General features: G+C 64.5%; 16 protein-coding genes. 12 read left to right on the top strand and 4 right to left on the bottom strand.

What is annotated here, in order from left to right; genetic code table 11:
- Window positions 1–137 precede the first annotated feature (137 nt).
- The 3 genes from ATE70_RS24670 to ATE70_RS02390 form a co-directional block, all read right to left on the bottom strand.
- On the bottom strand, window positions 138–347 hold the full coding sequence (locus ATE70_RS24670; protein WP_037514865.1) for a hypothetical protein: 210 nt from the start codon (window positions 345–347) through the stop codon (window positions 138–140).
- 218 nt (window positions 348–565) lie between these two features.
- Window positions 566–1,312 carry a LytR/AlgR family response regulator transcription factor gene (locus tag ATE70_RS02385; RefSeq protein WP_058536335.1) on the bottom strand — a complete coding sequence of 249 codons (747 nt, stop codon included), beginning with the start codon at window positions 1,310–1,312 and terminating at the stop codon, window positions 566–568.
- Window positions 1,309–2,403: a sensor histidine kinase gene (locus ATE70_RS02390; protein WP_058536336.1), complete on the bottom strand. Its 1,095-nt coding sequence runs from the start codon at window positions 2,401–2,403 to the stop codon at window positions 1,309–1,311. Before ATE70_RS02390 ends, ATE70_RS02385 begins: the two co-directional genes overlap by 4 nt.
- 205 nt (window positions 2,404–2,608) lie before the next feature.
- Here ATE70_RS02390 and ATE70_RS02395 point away from each other — a divergent pair, with 205 nt between their 5' ends.
- The 10 genes from ATE70_RS02395 (at window position 2,609) to ATE70_RS02440 (ending at window position 15,270) form a co-directional block, all read left to right on the top strand.
- Window positions 2,609–3,574 carry a retropepsin-like aspartic protease gene (locus ATE70_RS02395; RefSeq protein WP_058536337.1) on the top strand — a complete coding sequence of 322 codons (966 nt, stop codon included), beginning with the start codon at window positions 2,609–2,611 and terminating at the stop codon, window positions 3,572–3,574.
- 19 nt (window positions 3,575–3,593) lie between these two features.
- The gene (locus ATE70_RS02400; RefSeq protein ID WP_058536338.1) at window positions 3,594–4,748 is read left to right on the top strand and encodes a hypothetical protein; all 1,155 of its coding nucleotides are present in this window, start codon (window positions 3,594–3,596) and stop codon (window positions 4,746–4,748) included.
- 28 nt (window positions 4,749–4,776) lie between these two features.
- The gene (locus tag ATE70_RS02405; RefSeq protein ID WP_058536339.1) at window positions 4,777–5,631 is read left to right on the top strand and encodes a hypothetical protein; all 855 of its coding nucleotides are present in this window, start codon (window positions 4,777–4,779) and stop codon (window positions 5,629–5,631) included.
- On the top strand, window positions 5,628–7,550 hold the full coding sequence (locus ATE70_RS02410; protein ID WP_058536340.1) for a TonB-dependent receptor domain-containing protein: 1,923 nt from the start codon (window positions 5,628–5,630) through the stop codon (window positions 7,548–7,550). Before ATE70_RS02405 ends, ATE70_RS02410 begins: the two co-directional genes overlap by 4 nt.
- Window positions 7,551–7,587: 37 nt before the next feature.
- Window positions 7,588–8,247 (top strand): hypothetical protein, encoded by a 660-nt coding sequence (locus tag ATE70_RS02415; RefSeq protein ID WP_058799790.1) that lies wholly within the window; start codon window positions 7,588–7,590, stop codon window positions 8,245–8,247.
- Window positions 8,248–8,265: 18 nt separating this feature from the next.
- Window positions 8,266–8,769 carry a Rap1a/Tai family immunity protein gene (locus ATE70_RS02420; protein WP_156419728.1) on the top strand — a complete coding sequence of 168 codons (504 nt, stop codon included), beginning with the start codon at window positions 8,266–8,268 and terminating at the stop codon, window positions 8,767–8,769.
- A gap of 573 nt (window positions 8,770–9,342) precedes the next feature.
- Window positions 9,343–11,646, top strand: a complete 2,304-nt coding sequence (locus ATE70_RS02425; protein ID WP_156419727.1) for a TonB-dependent receptor — start codon at window positions 9,343–9,345, stop codon at window positions 11,644–11,646.
- Between the two features lie 16 nt (window positions 11,647–11,662).
- A complete protein-coding gene (locus tag ATE70_RS02430) occupies window positions 11,663–12,913 on the top strand; it encodes an MFS transporter (RefSeq protein WP_082639284.1) in 1,251 nt (416 codons plus the stop codon).
- Between the two features lie 107 nt (window positions 12,914–13,020).
- Window positions 13,021–14,214 (top strand): amidohydrolase family protein, encoded by a 1,194-nt coding sequence (locus ATE70_RS02435; protein WP_058536344.1) that lies wholly within the window; start codon window positions 13,021–13,023, stop codon window positions 14,212–14,214.
- Between the two features lie 150 nt (window positions 14,215–14,364).
- Window positions 14,365–15,270 (top strand): LysR family transcriptional regulator, encoded by a 906-nt coding sequence (locus tag ATE70_RS02440; RefSeq protein WP_058536345.1) that lies wholly within the window; start codon window positions 14,365–14,367, stop codon window positions 15,268–15,270.
- Here the strand turns inward: ATE70_RS02440 and ATE70_RS02445 are convergent.
- Complete coding sequence (locus ATE70_RS02445; protein ID WP_058536346.1) at window positions 15,267–16,820, bottom strand: MFS transporter; 1,554 nt, start codon at window positions 16,818–16,820, stop codon at window positions 15,267–15,269. The two genes, ATE70_RS02440 and ATE70_RS02445, sit on opposite strands and share 4 nt — an antisense overlap.
- Before the next feature lie 124 nt (window positions 16,821–16,944).
- Between ATE70_RS02445 and ATE70_RS02450 the strand changes: the two genes are divergently transcribed.
- Both ATE70_RS02450 and ATE70_RS02455 read left to right on the top strand, forming a co-directional pair.
- The gene (locus ATE70_RS02450; protein WP_058536347.1) at window positions 16,945–17,820 is read left to right on the top strand and encodes a LysR family transcriptional regulator; all 876 of its coding nucleotides are present in this window, start codon (window positions 16,945–16,947) and stop codon (window positions 17,818–17,820) included.
- A gap of 153 nt (window positions 17,821–17,973) precedes the next feature.
- Complete coding sequence (locus ATE70_RS02455) at window positions 17,974–18,984, top strand: Rieske 2Fe-2S domain-containing protein (RefSeq protein ID WP_231732555.1); 1,011 nt, start codon at window positions 17,974–17,976, stop codon at window positions 18,982–18,984.
- Window positions 18,985–18,994: the final 10 nt, after the last annotated feature.

Genomic DNA, 18,994 nt, shown 5'->3' on the forward strand with positions numbered 1-18,994 from the left:
TTCCTTATTCTCAACGCGAGCGTCCGGAAGACGGGGCCGGGCGCCCTGGGAACGGCCGGTATCGGCCTGTTTTTTGTGAGCGTGGCGGAGTGCCGGGGGAGGGGGGCGATCCCGCCGGCACTCCTTTGCCGACGCGATCAGCCTTCGGGCTTCGCTTCGGCTTTCGCGCGGGCTTCGGGTTTCGCTTCGGCCTTGGCGCGCGCCTCGGGCTTCGCTTCGGCTTTCGCACGCGCCTCGGGCTTGGCCTCGGCCTTGGCGTGCGCTTCGGGCTTGGCTTCGGCCTTGGCCAGCGCGGGCATCGGCAGGCCGAGCGCGATCGCGGCGGCGAGGAAGGGGAGTTTGCTCATGATATGGCTCCATAATCGGTGAAGGTGGAGCAGAGGGACCGGCCTCTTGCCGGAAGTGGCGCGGGACAGGCCGGTCGTCTCTGCTCGCGGCTCGATGCCGCAACCGTCACGCTATGGGTGTGTGGAGGCCGGCGCCCCGCGCTTGCTTCGAAACCGGATCGCGGTGCGACATGGCGGCTGCAGCGTCGACCAAAGCGGACGTCGGCGCGACGAATGCGTCAGGACAGGCCGAGCCGGTCGAGCACGGCGCGGACATAGCTCGGCCCGACCTGCACGATCGCGCCATCCTCCATTTCGAGCGCGATGAGCCCTTTGCCGAGCCGCTGCACAGCTTTCACCAGCGCGGGCCGGATGAAGGTCGACCGATGCACGCGCATCAATTGCTGCGGATCAAGCAGCTGTTCCAGTGCCGTCATCGAAATTCGGTGGATGTAGCTGCGCGTCGAGGTGTGGAGCAGCACATAGTCGCGCGCGGCCTCGACCCATTCGATCTGGATGATGGGGAGGCGGAGGTTGCCGCTGGCGACCTGGACCCAGATCGCTTCTTCGCGGATTTCGACCGGCGGGGCGCTGGCGATCCGGTCGACCGCATCGCGCATCGCCCGCCGTCGACGCGCCCGCTCGACCGCCTGGCGCAGCCGGTCGAACCGCACGGGCTTCAAAAGATAGTCGGCGGCATCGACCTCGAACGCGTCGGGCGCATATTGTTCGAAGGCAGTGACGAAGATGATTTCGGGGCGCGGGTCGGCGACCAGGTCGGCGGCGACGCGGATGCCGCTCTTTTGCGGCATCGAGATGTCGAGCATCACGAGATCGGGCCTGAGCGCGGCGATCCGCGCTTCGGCCTCATCACCGGTCGAAGCCGTCCCCACAACCTCGACATCGTCGATGTCGCCGAACAACGTTTCGAGGCGCCGGAGCGCGAGCGGTTCATCGTCGACGAGCAGGACGTGAAGCGCGCTCATGCCGCGAACTCGTCGCTGCGCCGCTCGAGCGGCAGGCGCGCGATCGCGAGGAAACCGCGTTCGCGTTTCAGCGTTTCGAGGCTGCCCCTGGTGCCATAGAGTGTCTCGAGCCGCTGGCGGACATTGGCGATGCCGACGCCCGTGCCCGGCCTTGCGTCCTTTTCCTGCCCGGCGCCATCGTCCTCGACCGAGACGAGCAGCATATCGTCGTCGCTCGACGCTTCGACCCTGATCGTCACCGGCACCGCGGACGGTGCGAGCGCATATTTGATCGCATTCTCGATCAGCGGCTGGAGGAGGAAGCCCGGCACCAGCGCGCTGTTGAGCGCGGGCGGACAGACGAATTCGACCGCGAGCCGTTCGCCGAAGCGGACGCTCTCGATCTCGAGATAATGTTGCAGCGTCGCGAGCTCGTCCTCGAGCGGCAGCAAGGCGTCGGGTTCGGACGATAACGTCGCGCGCAGGAATTCGGACAGCTTGGCGAGCATCGCATCGGCGGTGCGATATTCCTTCGTGACGATCAGCGACGAGATCGCGTTGAGCGTGTTGAACAGGAAATGCGGGTTGAGCTGATAGCGGAGCGCCGCGAGGCTGGCGGCGCTCGCGGCGGCTTCGGCGCGGCTGGCGGCCTCGCGCGCCACGGCAAGCTCCAGTTCGCGTTCGCGCGTCAGCTTGTTCGCCTCGATCACCGTAAACGCTGCGCCGAGCAATGCGAACTGCCAGATGAGCGCGATGAAATTGTTGGTCGCGCGAAGGCCGAAGGGCGCGGCCATTTGCGACGATACGACGAGCCGGCCGATCCATTCCCCCGTTGCCGCGTCGATCAAGGCCAGCATGCCCGAGGCGAGGCACACCGCGGCGCCCATTGCCGCAAGGCGAACAGCCATGTTGCGGTGGCGGGTTTTCCGAACCGTCCAATAGACACCCCAGGACAACAGCGTCCCCATCACGCAGATGTTGATCACCGAAACGATGACGTAGGTGCTGGCGCCGCTGAAGATGTGATAGGGAATGAGGTATAGCACGCCGGACAGGGTCCAGGTCGCGATGACCAGCGAAATGGTCTGACGATGTTCGGGCTTCAGTGGCATGGCAATTCCAATGTGTAGTTCGCGCCGAGCATAAGGGAAGTGGGCGCGATTGACGTCCTTGCTCGTCGCACCGGCGTCCGTCTTCGTCGCGCCGGATCATGCCCGGCGACACCCGATCCGCCTTGGTCGCAGGCTGATGGAACAGCCGCCCGAGGCCCGATAGCCGACCTCCATTCGCGGCACCGTGCCGCCAAGGAGACACGCTATGGCATATCGTTATCGCGCAGGCCTTGCCGCCTTCGGCCTGCTTGGCACGCTTATTCTCGTCGAGGCGCGCGTGACCGCCGCTGGACCGACGACATCTGTTGCTGCGCCCGCGGCGACGGAGCAGCCGCTCGAAATACTCCCGTCGGGTCATCCCGTTGTCCTCGTGAGCATCGATGGCTCGGCGCCCAGGCGCTTCGTCATCGATACCGCGGCGAGCAGCACCACGATCATGCCGAAACTGCGCGCCGAAATGCCCGGGCTCGTCGCCAAAATGTCGGACAACCCGCTCGATGGTGCGGCGGGGCGGAGCGACGTCGAAACGGCGGTGGTCAAGCAGGTTGAGGTCGCCGGGCATGTCTTCCGCTCGCCCGAACTCATGCTGCTTCCGCCCGGGCCGACCGACCGGCTTGGCACCGACGGCATATTGGGCGCCGACATTATCGCCGATTTTGCGGTCGAGCTGGACATGCCCGGCCGCCGCTGGCGCATGACGCGCAAGGTCGAGGCTGGAATGCTCGACGGGCTTCCGGTGACGGTTCCTTTCGTGCTCGACGACATGCGCGCGCCGCGCCTGACGATCCGCCTCAATGGCGTCGAAGTGCCCGCGATCCTCGACACCGGCGCGCGCGGGACGATCATCAACTGGGCCGCTGCGAAAGCGATTGGGCTTTCTCCGGATAGCCCGGGGCTTGCCAAGGCATCGGATATCAAGGGCGCGACGAACCATGCGACCGCAAGCGTCGAAGCGCCGATCGACGCGCTGACGATCGGCGAAGCGAAGGTCGAGGGCCGCAAGGTGCGGATCGCCGACCTGTCGGTGTTCAAGGTGCTCGGGTTCACCCTCGACCAGCCCGCGGTGATTCTGGGCATCGACATGTTCGCCGACCGGCGCTTCGTCATCGATCATCCGGGGCTGCGCCTGCACATCTCGCCGCCGGCGGTGCCGGCCCCGAAACAACCCTGATCGTGAAGGGAGCAGCAGCATGAACAAGATACTGACCGGCAGCACCGCGCTTGGCGCGCTCGCCATCGCCGCAACCGTCGCCTTCGCCCAGCAAGCACCCAAGCCAAAGATCGAAGCCGTCTATTGGCTCTCCGCCGAAACCGTGTCGGGCATGGCGACCGGCCAGCCGGCGGGCGTGGCGAAGAATCTCTCGCTCCAGCTCGGCTCGGCGCGCCGCAGTCCTGCGCCGAGCGCCGAACATCTGCCGCCGCAGGCGTTGCACGCGGGCGATCGCCTGCCGCTCGTCACGCCGGCCGGTGCGGCGCCCCGGGAAGATGGCAAGCCCGATTACCGGCCCGGCCCTCCGGACGCGCCAAAGGGGCGGATCGAGCTTTACTGGGGCTGCGGCGAAAATGCGCCCGCGGGCCAGCCGGTGGTCGTCGACCTTGCGACGATGAAACCGGGCGCGGCGTCGCCCTTTGGCGCGATCCCCAATGTGAAGGCGATGGTGCCGCCGTCTGCGGGGCGTCACGCGACCTATGGCGAATGGCCGGGGGACAAGAACGGCACGCGTGTGCCGCGCGCCGCCTCGCTTGTCGGCGATCATGTCGTGCAGGGCAATTATTCGCCCGAGATGCGCTTCGCCGTCGACGGCGGGAATGATTTCCTCGCGCCGCTCGCGCCGCGGAACTCTGAGCTTGCGTCGGGGGCGGTCAAGGTCAGCTGGCCTGCGCTCGCCAATGCGCGGGGTTACATCATGACGGTGACCGGTGCGCGCGAAGATGGGACGATCGTGATGTGGACGTCGAGCGCGGTGCGCATGCCTGGCATGGCGTTGCCCGACTATCTCGAGCAATCCGACATCGCGCGCCTCGTCCAGCAGCGCATCCTGCTCGCCCCCGAGACCACCGAATGCATCGTCCCGTCGGCGGTCGGCAAGGCATCGGAATCGGCGATGCTGATGATGACCGCCTATGGCCCGGAGGCCAATTACGGATCGTCGCGCGAAGCGCCCGCGGGCTGGGGCGTCAAGCTGCGCACCAAGGCGACGCATATGAGCATGCTCGGCGTCGATCTCGCGTCGCTGATGGGCGGAGGGGACACCGACAGCGACGCGCCGGCGGGCGACGCCAAGCCGAAAAAGAAGCGCGGCCTGCTGCGCGGGATCGGCGGCGCGCTCGGCTTGCCCGGCTGATCACCATCTCTTTCCGAAAGCTGAAACCATGAAATATTCCCTGTTAAAGCTCGCCATGCTCGGCCTTTTCATGACAACACCCGCGATCCCTGCGGCGCTGGCCGCCCCCGGCGATAGTCGCGCGCCCAAAAAATTGATGGAGCGCTGGGCCATCGGCACGCCAGGCCCCGGCGCTGGACTGCCGGGCTGGTATTCGAAGGTGCCCGACATTCACGTCCACCAGCCGCGCACCGATGCCCGGATTCCCGTCGCCGAAATTGACCTGCTCCGCCGCCGCGCGATGGTTGTCTTCGACGCGTTGATGATGCAGCCCTCGCTCCGCGATGTGCGCGGCACCAGCCTGCAGGCCGACATCAACATCTCGGTGGTCCCGACGATCGACGGCGTGCGGCTCGTCGCCGCGACCTTCAGCATCAGCGCGAAGAGCGTGGTCGACGGCAGGCCAGGGATGGTGCAGCGCGACGGCCGCTACATCGACCCTGACCAGGAAGGCGCCGTGCTGCGCGTCTTCCTCAATCCCTATGACATGATGGCGCGCCGTCAGGTGCAGGCCGAGGGTGTTCAGGGCGGCGGCCTCCAGATCCGCACCGGCTCGGCCTATGGCCTCTATGTCGCCGATCGGCTCCCCGCCTATGACGCCGATTCCGAATATGCGTGGGCTCCGCGGCCGCTCGCGCTGGAGCTTCAGAACGATCGCAGCTGGTATCAACCGGGCGCGACGGGCGTGCATCCGCTCCTCGTCCACATGTCGAGCTATTCGCAGGAAAATGACGACCTGCGCAGCGACCGGCTCAATCCCGAACGTCCGGCCGCACGCCTCGCCGCCGCGATGTTTATGACCGACTGGGAAGATGTCCAGCGCCGCATGAAGGCGGTGGCATGATGCGCCGCGCTTCTTTCACCGCGCTCGCGCTGGCGCTTGCCATCGCGCCGTCCGCCGCCTTCGCCCAGCGTGCCGACGACAATGCGACGACGAGCGCCGAGGATGCCTTTGGCACCTCGATCGGCGGCGAGCAGATCGGCATCTATAACCCCAATTATGTCCGCGGTTTCTCGGCCGTCGAGGCGGGCAATATCCGCCTCGACGGTCTCTACATCGACCAGCAGGGCGGCTTCACCGACCGACTGATCGGTAGCTTGCAGATGCGTGTCGGGCTGTCGGCGCAAAGCTATCCCTTTCCGGCGCCGACGGGCATCGCCGACTATGGGCTGCGCAGTCCAGGCGACAGGGCGCTGGTCAGCCTCGGCGCGCGGCTTGGTCCCTTGGGCGCGGCGGCGCTGGAGATCGACGCGCAGCTGCCGGTAACCGACCGTCTTGCCGTCGGCGCGGGATTGGGACTGATCGCCGACCGGACGCATACCGGCGGCCGCGCGAATTATCGGACCGCTGCGCTCATCGCGCGCTGGGCGCCGGTCGACGGTGTCGCCATCACCCCCTTCTGGAGCCGCACCGGCATTTCGGACGAAGAAAGCCAACCCTTGTTGCTAACCGGCGGCGATTATCTGCCGCCGCGCATCGAGCGCGTGAAGCGGCTCGGCCAGAAATGGGCGACGAATGACGGTGAAACGGTCAACGCGGGCGTCATCGGATCGGCGACGATGGGTGACTGGACGCTGAAGGCCGGTATTTTCCGGTCGATCCTCGACCTCGGCCGCTCGCACACCCAGCTTTTCCTCGATGTGCGGGAGGATGGCACCGCCGATGAACTGGTAATCGCCGAACCCGGCCGCCGCTCGGCATCGACAAGCGGCGAGGTGCGGCTGTCGCGACGCTTTGCGGAGGGGCCGCGGCTCCACACGCTGCACCTCTCGTTCAAAGGTCGCGACCGCGTTCGCCGTTATGGCGGCGATACCGCGATCTTCGTCGGCAACCATCCGCTCGAGGAGCCTGTCGCCTTTCCCGAACCCGTGTCGGTGTTCGGGGTGCAAACGCGCGACACGGTGCGTCAATGGACTGCGGGTGTCGCCTATGAAGGGCGGTGGAAGGGCGTCGGCGAACTCAGCCTTGGCCTGCAGAAGACGACCTATCGCAAGCGCGTGCTCGACCCCGATGCCCCGGCGATCCGGACGACCGACGATCCGTTGCTCTTCAACGCCACCGCCGCATTCCATGCGTCGTCGTCGCTGGCCTTCTATGCCGGCTATACGCAGGGTCTCGAGGAAAGCCCGGTCGCACCCGGCGTTGCGGTCAACCGCGACGATGCGCCGCCCGCCATCCGCACCCGCCAGATCGACGGCGGCGTTCGCTGGTTGATCACGCCGAACATCCGCCTGGTGGCCGGTGTGTTCGACGTCACGAAGCCATTCTATTCGCTCGACGCCGCGCGGGTCTTCCGCCAGCTCGGCGACGTGCGGCACCGCGGCGCGGAATTCTCGTTCTCGGGCCAGCTGGCACCGGGGCTGACCGCGATTGCCGGGACGGCGCTGATCGACGCCAAGCTGTCGGGCGACGCCGTCGACAGCGGGCTGGTGGGCAGCAAGCCGCTCGCGAGCTTCGGCCGGCTTTCGACCGCCGTGCTCGATTACCGGCCGACGTTCGCGCCCGATTTTTCAGTCGACCTCGTCGTTGAAAGCACGTCCGACCGTATCGCCAGCACCGACGGCAAGCTCGTCATCCCGGCGCGCGCGATCGCATCGGTCGGCGGGCGTTATCGCTTCCATATCGGTAAGGCCCCGGCGACGCTTCGCCTCCAGCTCGCGAACATCGGCAACAAGTTCGGTTGGGCGAACGGGTCGTCGGGGGTCTACCTCTATAATTTCCCGCGTAGGCTCACCGCAACGCTGACAACCGACTTCGGCTGACCCTCTGCTACATCCTCAAAAAACTCGGGAGTTCATCATGCAACCTGTCTTGCGTGCGGCGGTCGCCGTTACCGCCCTTCTGGCCACCGCCAATGTCGCGCAGGCGCAGGGACTCCTGAAACGCCTGGCCGATCGTGCGGTGGAAAAGGTCGAACAGGCCGCGGAGAAAATCGCCGATGACGCCATCAACGGTTCGGCCCGCCCCCGCGAGGAGGCGGGTGTGGACGAGGAAGCGCCCGCTCCGCGTCAGGACGCGCCGGCGGCGACGCCCGCTTCGGTCAACCCGCCGCTGCCGGCAACCAAGGCCCGGTACATCGACAGCCTCAAAACCCCGCCCGATATCGAGACGAAAAAGGCGGAGTATGACAAGTTCGGCGAAGTCAGTTGCAACGCCTGCGAAGGCGGGGTCGAACTCGACGGCCGGCCGACTTTCCCCTTCGACGAGTTCAGCGGAAAATATAATGAGCGCGCCAAGCGGGCGGGCAGCTGGCCGGTGGGCTACACACATCGCTGGCAAGGGAAGGGATCGGCGGGCACGCTGACGGTGACGTCGGAAGAGCGTGTCGAGGGCTTTCGGTGCCGCCGGCTCGAATATCGGCTGGAGCGCGGCGGCGCCTCCGCCAACCGGCCGGGCCTGATCTGTTTCGGCCTCGCAAACCGCTCGTCGGAAGTCGAAAACTGGCACGAGATATATTGAGCTGCCCGTGGACGCGATATGGGGCGTTCGACCTGTCATATCGTTAGGTACGAGCGGCAAATCGGGTGTAAGGAGCCGTTTGAGAAAAATCCCTGGGGAGGGCGAATGATGCGGTTGATTGCTCTGGCCCTGTTCGCGGCACTGTTGCCGGCTGAAAGCGCGGCCTTTCAGAAGCGCGAAAGCCTTGCAGGCGGCAATTCCTATTACAGCCAATGCGTCGCGGGCCCGAAGGACTATAGCGCTTGCATCGGATATTTCATGGGCATCGCCGATGCGCCCGTGATGAACACGGGGAAAACGCCTGAAGAGGCCGTGTACTGCCCGCAGGCCGGCGCGACCTACGAGCAGTATCGCGACGTGTTTCACAAATTCCTTCGCGACAATCCGCAGACCCGGCAATTGTCCACGCACCATCTGTTCCTGATGGCGATGAACGCCGCCTTCCCTTGCACGAGTTCGCCCTATCTCTCGGTCGATCCGAACACCGGCGGTGTGTATATCTCGGTGCCCAAACCGCGATAGGATGGTACGCCATATTTTCTCCTGATACCCTGTCCCAGACAGGATATGCCGAGCAGAACAAACCACCCTTTGGAACATCATGGCATCTACCTTCGCTGTCATGGTCGTCAGCGGATGTGCTGCCGTAACGATTGCATCAATCGTGCGCGCGTTCCGGCGGAGGTTCGTACCTCGGTTTTCGATGCGTCGCTTGGATCGGGGTTGGGATCGACCGGGTGCGGGGTCGTATGATCCGGCGTCAGTCAGTTTGACAGTCCCGCCACGGATCGGATCGATCACCCCTTCCCCAAGGCCGCGCTTTTGCCGCGCGTCGGTCAGCGAATAGCGGTGCAAAGGGGGGAGGCGGTGTTGCATCCTCTGTTTCCCATTTTTCCAAGCTAACCAACAATCAACGACGTCGAAGGATTGTCACGCGGTCAAAACGCCATTCGCCATGGGAGTGAACAGTGTGGCCACCAGCGTGAGCTTTACGGCCGTGGTTCGTCGGTTATCCTCAAAGACGTTATCGGGCCACTTATGAAGAAGCCCGGAGATTGGCGGCCGAAACCGGCCGTCGTGGGATAGGGAGGAATTATGGCATTTCGGAAAGCCGCGTTTGCGGCGGTCATGGTCACGACTGCGTTGAACTCGTCGTTGGCATTCGCGCAGGAGGCGGATGACAAGGGTGCGGGACTTGGGGAAGGCGAGATCGTCGTCACGGCGCAGCGCCGCGAAGAACGGCTGGTCGACGTGCCGATCTCCGTCTCCGCGGTGAGCAGCGCGGCGATCGACCGGGCGCAGGTTCGCAGCGTGTCCGACATCGCGACGATCGTGCCGAACATCCAGATCAACGAAACGATCGGCAACAGCTACGGTCCGCTGATCACGATCCGCGGCCTGTCGCCGTCGGCCGACACCAGCCTTGCCCGCGATCAGCCCGTGGGCCTCTATATCGACGGGGTGCCGATCGGGAAGTCTACTGGCGCGGCCTTCGACACCGTCGATCTGGAACGCGTCGAGGTGCTGCGCGGGCCGCAGGGTACGCTTTACGGCAAGAACACAATCGGCGGCGCGGTCAATCTGATCACGCGCAAGCCGAGCGGCGAATTCGGCGGCCAATATCTGGCGGGCGCCGGAAGCTGGGGCCAGTTCAATCAGCGGATCTCGGTCGACCTGCCCGAAGTGGCGGGTTTCAGCGCCAAGGTGGGCCTGATCACCAAGCTCGACGGCGGCTATTATCGCAACAGCGTGCGCAAGGATAATTTCGGCGAAGAAGAGCTGTGGGCGGCGCGCGCCGACCTGTTGTGGCGTCCGTCGGGCAGTTTTAGCGCGCTCTACAGCTATGATATTTCGGACAGCAAGGGCACGCCGAACCAGCTTGCCACCACCGCGGTCACCGGATCGGGCGCGACCGCGTTCGTCAACGCGCTCTTGAGGCCCTATGTGGTAAGCGGACGGACGCGCGAGATCGGGGCGCAAAGCGCGCTGCGCAGCGACTATCGCACCAACGGTCACGCGCTGACGCTCGAATGGGAACCCGGTATCGGCGACCTCACGCTCAAATCGATCACCGCGCGCCGGACCGCGATAACCCGGTCGGCGAGCGATTTCGACGGCAGCCCGCTTGATCTGCTGCGCATCGTTCTCGACAATAATTACAAGCAGTTCACGCAGGAATTTCAGGCGATCGGGACCGTCGGCGACTTCAAATACACGCTCGGCGCCTTCTATCTTGACGACGAGTATGACGTGTTCAATCCGCGCTGGAACTTCCAGTTCGGCGGCAACGCCTTCGACATCAGCGAACGCGGCGGCCGTTCGAAATCCTATGCCGGCTATGGCCAGCTTGCGTGGACGCCGCGCGCGCTCGACGAGAAGCTGACGGCGTCGGTCGGGCTTCGCTACACGCGCGAATCGAAGCACGCCTATGAGCTGCTGCTGTCCAATTCGGCCTATCGCGCCAATCCGGCGGCGCCCGGTTCGGGCGTGTTCCTGCGCGATGCGAACGGCAATCCGATCACCCGCAGCGGCGGCCCGGCGGCGGGCGCACGGCCGGGGGCAGGCGGGATCGGCTATACCGACCTCAGCCCGCTCGAAAATTCGGGGGTGTGGAAGCGGTTCAATCCCGAATTCAACATCCTCTATAAATTCCAGCCCGATTTTTCAGTCTATGGACGCGTGGCGACGGGCTTCAAGAGCGGGGGCATCAACGATACCGCCGCGACCAACGCGGCCTTTATGACCTCCTATAATCCGGAAAAGCTGACGTCGTTCGAATTGGGCATGAAATATGGCGGCTTCGGCAGCCTGCTCAATCTGAACGCATCGATCTATCATTCGATCTACAAGGATTTTCAGGCCGGTGTGCTCGTCCCTGCGCTGGTGACCACCAACATCATCAACGCGGGTAAGGCGAAGTTCACGGGCGTCGAGGTCGAGGGAACGCTGCGCCCCGTCGAAGGGCTCAGCTTCAACTTCGGCGGCGGCTATGTCGATGCGCGCTATACCGATTTCATCCTGCCCGACGGCACCGACGTCACCAAAACCTATGTGCTCTCGCGCGTGCCCAAGTGGAACTACCAGATCGGCGGGCTTTATCGTCACGATGCCGGTGTTGGACGACTGGAGGCGAGCCTGAACTACAGCTGGCGCAGCAGCCAGTTCTCGTCGATCACGCCGGATACGCTGGCTAAGATGCCGTCCTATGGCCTGCTCGACGGGCGCATCGCGCTCACCCAGATCGAACTTGGCGGCGGCACGACGCTCGAGGTTGCGGCGTGGGGCAAGAATCTGACCGACAAGGAGTATTTGGTCAGCGCGATCAACCTCGGTGTCCTCACGCTCGGCCAATTTGGCGATCCGCGCAGTTTCGGCGGCGAAGTTCGTATCCGCTTCTGATCGCGGCCCAGCCGAAATGTCTATGGTATTGGACCCGCCGCGCACCGGGTCGCGGTGGGTCCTGCCCTTTCTCGGGGCAGTGACCTTCCTCACCGCGATCGGCAATATCGGGCTGGTGTCGGTGATGCCGACGATCGGCCGGTTGTTGCACATTCCCGATTTTCTGGTCGCGGGCATCTTTTCGCTCTCGGCACTGACCTGGGCGATCAGCGCGCCCTTCTGGGTGTCGCGGATCGAGCGCAAGGGGCCGAATCCCTATATTCGCGCGGGGCTCGTGGGCTTCGTCGTGTCGATGGGCGGCTGCGCGCTGTCGGTCGAACTGGGCCTGCTGGGGCTGCTCACGCCTTTCGCCGCCTTCCTGCTCTTTTCGATCTTGCGGTCGACCTATGGCCTCCTCGGTTCGGCGGCGGCTACCGCAACGCAGGCGCTGATTGCGGCCCAGACGGCGGGCGCGGCCCGGACGCGGGCGATCACCACGCTGGCCGGGGCGCTCAGCCTCGGCACCATCGTCGGGCCCGCGATCGCGCCCGCGATGATCGTCGAGCCGCTGGGGCCGCTTGGGCCGATGCTCGGCTTTGCGATATTCGGCGTCATCGCCCTGGGGGGAGCCTATATATTCCTTCCTCGCACGTCGCGCGGAGTGGCGCCGGTCGCCGGCGGCGCGGCGCAAATATCGCTTACGCAGGTATGGCGCCGGCAGGGGATCGGCCATTATCTGAGCTTTGGGCTGCTGCTCTGCTCGGCGCAGGCGATCAATCTTTATACGATCGGCTTCGTGATCATCGACCGCATGGCCGATGACCCGATGGCGGCGCAGCGGATGATCGGCATCGCGATGACCACCGCCGCGGTGGCCGCGCTGTTCGGCCAATGGGGTTTCGTTCGGCTGTTCTCGCCGTCGCCGCTGTCGATGATGCGGATCGGCACCGGCTTTGCCTTTGCCGGCAATCTTCTGGCCATATCCCATGGCGGGGTAAACGCCGCCGCCCTGGGCTTCATTCTCGCGAGCTTCGGCTATGGTCTCGCGCGCCCGGGCTTCAGCGCGGCGGCGTCGCTTGCGGGGTCGACCGAGGATCAGGTCGCAATCGCCTCTGCCATCACCTTCATCGCCGGGGCATCGATAACCTTGCCGCCCGTCCTCGCCTCCGCCGCTTATCAATGGTGGCGCCCGGCCCCGTTTGCGATCGCTGCGGCGATCGGCGGCGCGTTGCTGCTGAGCCATCTGCTGCCGATGCTGGCCCGGCATATTGTCCACAACGAGCGATAGATCGTTCGCCCCGACCCGCTTTATCCGGCGGATGAAGAGCATAATGTCTGACCATGGCGTGCACGGCCAATCAGCCGGTGCACAGAAACAGAAACTGGAGAGAGAGTGTGGATCGTTATCTTGTCATTTCGTCGGACGGCCATGTCGGTCTGCCCCCCGAAAAATATCGCGGCTATCTGGAATCGAAATATCATCAGCAGTTCGACGAGACGGTTCAGCTCGAGATCAAGGCGCGCGAAGAGCATGAAAAACGCTTCCTGATCGACGACTTCAACAACAAGTGGCGTTCGCGCGTCGGCGACGGGCTGGAGGGCGCGTGGGACGGTACGATCCGCAACCGCGTGCTCGACGGCGACGGCGTTGCCGCCGAAGTGCTGTTCCCCGACGGGATCACCGAACGCAACGCGCCGCCCTTTGGTGCCGACATCGGGCTTCGGCCTTCAGCTGCGCGGGCGGAACTGCAATGGGCCGGCGCGCGCGCGCACAATCGCTGGTTGGCCGAATTCTGTCAGGACGATCCGCACCGCCGCATCGGACTCGCGGTCATTCCGGCGCTCTATGATATCGACGAGACCGCGAAAGAGATCGAATGGGCGAAGCGCCACGGACTGAAGGGCGTGTTTTTCCCCGCGCTCACTGACGGCTACGATCTCTACAACCACACCAAATATCACCGCATCTGGGCGATGCTCCAGGAAATGAACATGCCGCTTCATTTCCACTCGGGCGCCGCGCCCGCCTATGACACGACGCAGCCTGGTTGGATCGGCACCTTCCTGTGCGAGTTTGCTTTCTGGATGACGCGGCCCCTGTGGGCGATGACGTTTGGCGGCGTGTTCGAGGAATATCCGAAGCTGAAGGTCTGCTTCACCGAGGCGGGCGGCGAATTCTGGTTCCCGTGGGTGATGCAGCTGATGGATGTCCGCGCCTCCGCGAAGCATACGAGCGGGAAACTCGGCGATTATTATGCCAATATGAGCATGAAGCCGAGCGAGTATTTCGCGCGCAACATCTGGGTCGGCTGTTCGGCGCTGCCCGACGAGGAAACGACGCAGGCCTATTATGACATCGGCGTCGACCGCATCCTCTGGGGCACCGACTATCCGCATCCCGAGGGAACCTGGCCGCACACGTTCGAAAAAATGTCGGCGAGCCTCGGCGGACTGCCCGACGACGATATTCAGGCGATGCTCGGCATCAACGCGCTCGACGTTTATGACGTCGATGCCGATGCACTGTGGAAAATCGCCGGCGAAATCGGCCCGCGCCGCGAATTGTTCGTCAAGCAGGCGGCCGAATAGACCGGCCGCAGGGGGCGTTCCGGGAAATCTGCCGGCGTCGCGGTGCTTGCACGGGCCACCGGCCCGCACTACGCACCGCTCCTGCCCGGCGGGTTTCCCAGAGCGATCATGAAGCGTTCAACTGGCCAGGGCAGGCTCTAAGGTGGGTTGATGTCAAGCTGGCGCGGGATCGAGGAATTTCTGGCGGTTGTCGATCAGGGCAGCTTCACGGCTGCCGGCGATCAGCTCGGCCTTTCCAAATCCTATATCAGCAAAACGGTGCACGAACTGGAAGAGCGGCTGGGCGTGCAGCTGCTCGTCCGGACGACGCGCCGCCTGTCGCTGACCGGCGCCGGCGAAAGCTTCCATCGCGAATGCGCGCAGCTGCAACTGCGGCTGGGCGAGGTCGAAAAGCAGGTCGGACTCTATAGCACCCAGCCGGTGGGCCGACTGCGCATCGGGCTCAGCGATATTTTTGGTTCGGATTATATGTCGGCGCTGTTGGCCGAATTCAGCGCCGAACATCCCGGGATCATGATCGAGCCGATCGCCTATCTGAACGAAAACGAGATCGTCCAGGAAAGCTTCGATATCGTCATCCGTTATGGCGCGTTGCCGAATTCGAACTTGCGCGCGCGCACCTTTGGTTATCTCTCCTACTGCCTGTGCGCGGCACCCGAATATGTCGCAGCCCGCGGCTGGCCCAAAACGCCCGAAGATCTGCAGGAGCATGACTGTCTGACCGACCGCAGCGCGTCGATCAATTTCAACGACGACGTCTGTGTTCGGGTCCAGCCCCGGTGGGCCAGCAACAGCGGCATTGCCCTGCGCAGCGCCGCGCGAAAGGGGCTTGGCATCGCCAGCCTGCCGGTCAGCGTCGTCCGCCAGGATCTGACCGAGGGGCGAATGCTCGCGCTCGAGGAGGAATGGTCCTTCTATGACCGCGAATGCTGGGTCGTCTATTCGCCGGGCATCATGTCGGTGGCGACGCGCGCCTTCATCGACTATCTGGTCCGCCGGACGTCGCGCGTGAAAATCCGTCCCTCGATGGCGGCATCGCTCGCCGCGCGATATTAGAGGGCATAGCCGCTACCTCCATCATCGGGGCGGAGGTGAGGGCGTCCCCGCCCGGGCCGGAAGAGGACGAGGCTCAATATTGCCAATATCCAGGCTCCGGCACCTCCATAGATCATGACGGGGCCGAAGCCGGCGATGAGGCCATGCTGCACAATCGCTTCCGGCAGGTTGCCGATGATCGCCTGACTGGTCGAAAGCGCTTCGGCATTGCCGGCGGCGATCGCTTCTGCCGCAACGCGCAGCTCAGCGAGCTCGACACGCTTCGGTGCGGCGCGTTGCAGCGCGGCGGCGATCCCTTCGACGAGCAATATGCCCATGAGCGCGATGTTCACCGCCAGCGTGATCAGCCGCGCGCTCATGTCGATGCCCGACGCCATGCCGGCCCGGCTCGGGGGGACCGACGCTGTCGTGGTATTGGTCACCGGCGTATTGGTGATGCCGATCCCGATGCCGGCAAGGAGCATGCCGGGCAACATCGTTAGCCAGTCCGGCTCTGCCGCAATGCTCCCGATCTTCATCGCGATGAAGCCAAGTCCGATGGTGGCCAGGCCGAACGGGATGACGACGCCCGGCCCGTATCGGAGCGACATGCGCTCGCCCAAGGGGGGAAAGATCAGCGCCGGCAATGTATAGGCGAGCAAGCACAGGCCGGTGCCGAGCGTGTCGTACCCGAGACCGAGCTGAAGATAGATCGGCAGATAGATCATGAAGGGCCAATAGCTGACGTTCATCGCGATGCAGCCGAGGATGGCGCCCGAAAAGCTGGGGTTTCGAAAGACGGAGAAATCGAACATCGGATGCGTTTGTCGCCGCTCGGCAAACAGGAATGCGGCGAAACAGAGGGCCGTGGCGGCAGCGATCGCGATCGAAGCGGGAAGGCCAAGCGTAGCTCCCTGCGTGATGAGATAGACGAGGCCGAATACCGCCAGCGAGAGCGTCAAGATTCCCGTCACGTCGAGGCGGTTGGCGTCCGGATCGCGCGATTCGGTTATCGTGCCGGCCGCAATCGCCAGGGTCAGGAGCGCGAGCGGAAGATGGACAAGAAATATCCATTCCCAGCCCGCCAAAGCGATAATCGCGCTCCCGACGATCGGACCGAAACCGAGGCCGATTCCCGAGACGACACCCCAGGTTGCGAAAGCGCGGCCTCGATCGCGTGCGTCCTGAAACTGGTGCGAAAGGAGCGCGATCGAGCAGATCAGCATGGCCCCGCCGGCAAGGCCCTGGAGCAGCCGGCCCGCGATGAGCAGCGCCATGCTGTCGGCAAGGCCGCAAAGGGCGGAGGTGGCGCCAAAGGCGGTCACGCTGATCATGAAGACGCGCTTGCGGCCAAAGCGATCTGCCAGCGTTCCGGTCGCCATCAGCACGGTCGTGCACGCGAGCGTGTAGGCGTTCATGACCCACTGCAATTTCTGGAAGTCGCCGTGAAGAACTTCTTCGAGGCGCGGGAGGATCACTGGGACACTTGTAATCTCGAGGCCGAACATCAGTGCGCCAAGGCACATCGCGAGCAGGGCCAGCGCGTTTTTGCGGGGGGGATGGGGAGACATAGGCGGCGCCTTTCGAGTGTCCGGGCCCGTCTGCCCGGTTGGTGCGCTACCTGGGGAAAAACGAATGATGACAGAAATGATTTTATTTTCTGGAATTCATAATCAATCCTAATTAATTAGGGCCATGGACATCGATCCGACACTTTTGCGCGCATTCGTGGCGGTCAGCGAGACGGGGGGCTTTACGCGGGCCGCCCGGCGGTTGAATCTCACCCAGCCCGCGGTGAGCCACCAGATCCGGCGTCTCGAGGAACAGGTCGGTCGGGCGCTGATCCGTCGTACGACGCGCCGGTTGACGCTGACCGACGACGGCGAAGACTTGTTGCTGCACGCGCGTCAGATCCTCGCCAGCCTCGATGCGCTCGCGCAACGCTTCCGGACCTCCCCGGTGACGGGGGTCGTGCGCTTTGGCGCCCCGGAAGCTTTCATGGGCGAGCGATTGCCGGCGCTGCTCTGCCAGTTCTCGCGCGCCTTTCCCGCGGTGCGGCTCGATGTTCATGTCAGCACCTATCTCGACCTCAGCACGATGATCGCGGCCGAGGAACTGGACCTTGCCGTCGTGCTTTCCACCGCCGGAGCCGAGAATGGCGGCATCCCTTTGCGGCGGGCGGAGTTCGGGTGGGTCGCGGCCGACAATTTCCTGTTGCCCGAGGGCGCGTCGCTGCCACTTGCCTTCCATCCCCCCAATTGCGTCAACCGGCTGGTGGGGGTCGCCGCGCTGGATGCGACACCGATCGACTGGCACATCGCTTTCACCTCGCCGAGCGAACAGGGCCTTCGCGCGGCGGTACGATCGGGGCTGGCGGTCGCGGTGCTGATGCGCAGCGATCTGGAACCCGGCCTGCGCCTGCTCGACGGCCACTATGGCCTCCCGGCCTTGCCCAGCGCCGATTTCATGCTGATCCGCAGCGGCGGCGTGGCATCCCCGGCGGCGCGCGCCTTTGGAGAGATGCTCGTCGCCATGGAGGCGCCCACGATGCCGGCGGACACAGGACTTTGAGCGACCGCGAAGTGGTGTGCTGGCGCCCGCCCGGCCTCATTGTTCGTCACCACGCACAAACTGTACGCCATTTGGGTCTTACCTCTGGCGTGGCAATCGATACACTCGCCCGACAAGAGCCGCCCGGAAAGGACGGCCATCCGGGAGACTGACGTGCCAAAGGTTGAACGCTTTCCGATGCCCATCCCCTATGGCTGGTTCGGGGTCGGCTATGGTGCCGAACTGCAGGTGGGTGATGTCCGGCCGGTCCATTATTTCGGGCGCGACCTCGTGCTCTTCCGCAACGAGAATGGCGAGGCGGGGCTCCTAGATGCCTATTGCCCTCATCTCGGCGCGCACATGGGGCACGGCGGGCAGGTCGAGGGCGACAGCCTGCGCTGTCCCTTCCATCACTGGGCGTTCCGCCCCGACGGCTTCTGCAGCAAGATTCCCTATGCCAAGGCCTTCCCGCCGCGCGCGAAGCGCGAGCCGCTGGCGAAATCCTATCCGGTGGTCGAAAAGAGCGGGGTCATCTGGGCCTGGTATCACCCCGACGACATCGCGCCGACGTTCGACATCATCGACTATCCCGAATTCACCAACCCCGAATGGGCCGAACCGATCAAGCGCGAATGGCGCTTCGCCAGCAATCCCCAGGAAATTGCCGAAAATGGCGTCGACGTCGCGCATTTCGCTTATGTCCACGCGATGGATGCGGTCCCGGAGGGTGAGACCGATTATGACGGCGTGCGGCGGCACAGTGTCGCGCGCGGGCATCGTACCATCGATCTGCCGTCGGGCGAGCGCAAGCAATTGCCCTATTCGGTCGACACGCTCCAGAATGGGGCAGGGCAGAAGTTCACACGGCTGAGCGGGCTCGTCGAGCTGTCGCTTCTGGTCATCGCCACGCCGGTCGAAGCCGACGACGTCGAGCTGCGCTTCTGCTTCACGCACCCGAAGGTCGCGCCGGGCTCGCCCGAGGAAAAGGCGATCGAGGCGGCGATCGAAAATACCTGCGGGCAAAAGGGCGTCGAGGGCGATATTCCGATCTGGCATAACAAGATCCACCGCGCACGGCCCTATCTGTGCGATGGCGACGGTCCGATCCTGCGTTTCCGTCGCTATTTCGAGCAATTTTATGCCGATGGCCCCGACGGAAATCGCCTCGTCGAGGCCGCCGAATAGACCCTCCGCG

This window comes from Sphingopyxis sp. H053 (assembly GCF_001468225.1).
In the GTDB taxonomy this organism is placed as follows: Bacteria; Pseudomonadota; Alphaproteobacteria; order Sphingomonadales; family Sphingomonadaceae; genus Sphingopyxis.

Excerpts from the sequence above, each read along its gene's own strand:
- ATE70_RS02405 (WP_058536339.1), top strand. The coding sequence starts at position 4,777 with ATGAAATATTCCCTGTTAAAGCTCGCCATGCTCGGCCTTTTCATGACA.
- ATE70_RS02395 (WP_058536337.1), top strand. The coding sequence starts at position 2,609 with ATGGCATATCGTTATCGCGCAGGCCTTGCCGCCTTCGGCCTGCTTGGC.
- ATE70_RS02385 (WP_058536335.1), bottom strand. The coding sequence starts at position 1,312 with ATGAGCGCGCTTCACGTCCTGCTCGTCGACGATGAACCGCTCGCGCTC.
- ATE70_RS02450 (WP_058536347.1), top strand. The coding sequence starts at position 16,945 with ATGGACATCGATCCGACACTTTTGCGCGCATTCGTGGCGGTCAGCGAG.
- ATE70_RS02420 (WP_156419728.1), top strand. The coding sequence starts at position 8,266 with ATGGGGCGTTCGACCTGTCATATCGTTAGGTACGAGCGGCAAATCGGG.
- ATE70_RS02440 (WP_058536345.1), top strand. The coding sequence starts at position 14,365 with ATGTCAAGCTGGCGCGGGATCGAGGAATTTCTGGCGGTTGTCGATCAG.
- ATE70_RS02415 (WP_058799790.1), top strand. The coding sequence starts at position 7,588 with ATGCAACCTGTCTTGCGTGCGGCGGTCGCCGTTACCGCCCTTCTGGCC.
- ATE70_RS02390 (WP_058536336.1), bottom strand. The coding sequence starts at position 2,403 with ATGCCACTGAAGCCCGAACATCGTCAGACCATTTCGCTGGTCATCGCG.
- ATE70_RS02430 (WP_082639284.1), top strand. The coding sequence starts at position 11,663 with ATGTCTATGGTATTGGACCCGCCGCGCACCGGGTCGCGGTGGGTCCTG.
- ATE70_RS02410 (WP_058536340.1), top strand. The coding sequence starts at position 5,628 with ATGATGCGCCGCGCTTCTTTCACCGCGCTCGCGCTGGCGCTTGCCATC.
- ATE70_RS02445 (WP_058536346.1), bottom strand. The coding sequence starts at position 16,820 with ATGTCTCCCCATCCCCCCCGCAAAAACGCGCTGGCCCTGCTCGCGATG.
- ATE70_RS02400 (WP_058536338.1), top strand. The coding sequence starts at position 3,594 with ATGAACAAGATACTGACCGGCAGCACCGCGCTTGGCGCGCTCGCCATC.
- ATE70_RS02425 (WP_156419727.1), top strand. The coding sequence starts at position 9,343 with ATGGCATTTCGGAAAGCCGCGTTTGCGGCGGTCATGGTCACGACTGCG.
- ATE70_RS24670 (WP_037514865.1), bottom strand. The coding sequence starts at position 347 with ATGAGCAAACTCCCCTTCCTCGCCGCCGCGATCGCGCTCGGCCTGCCG.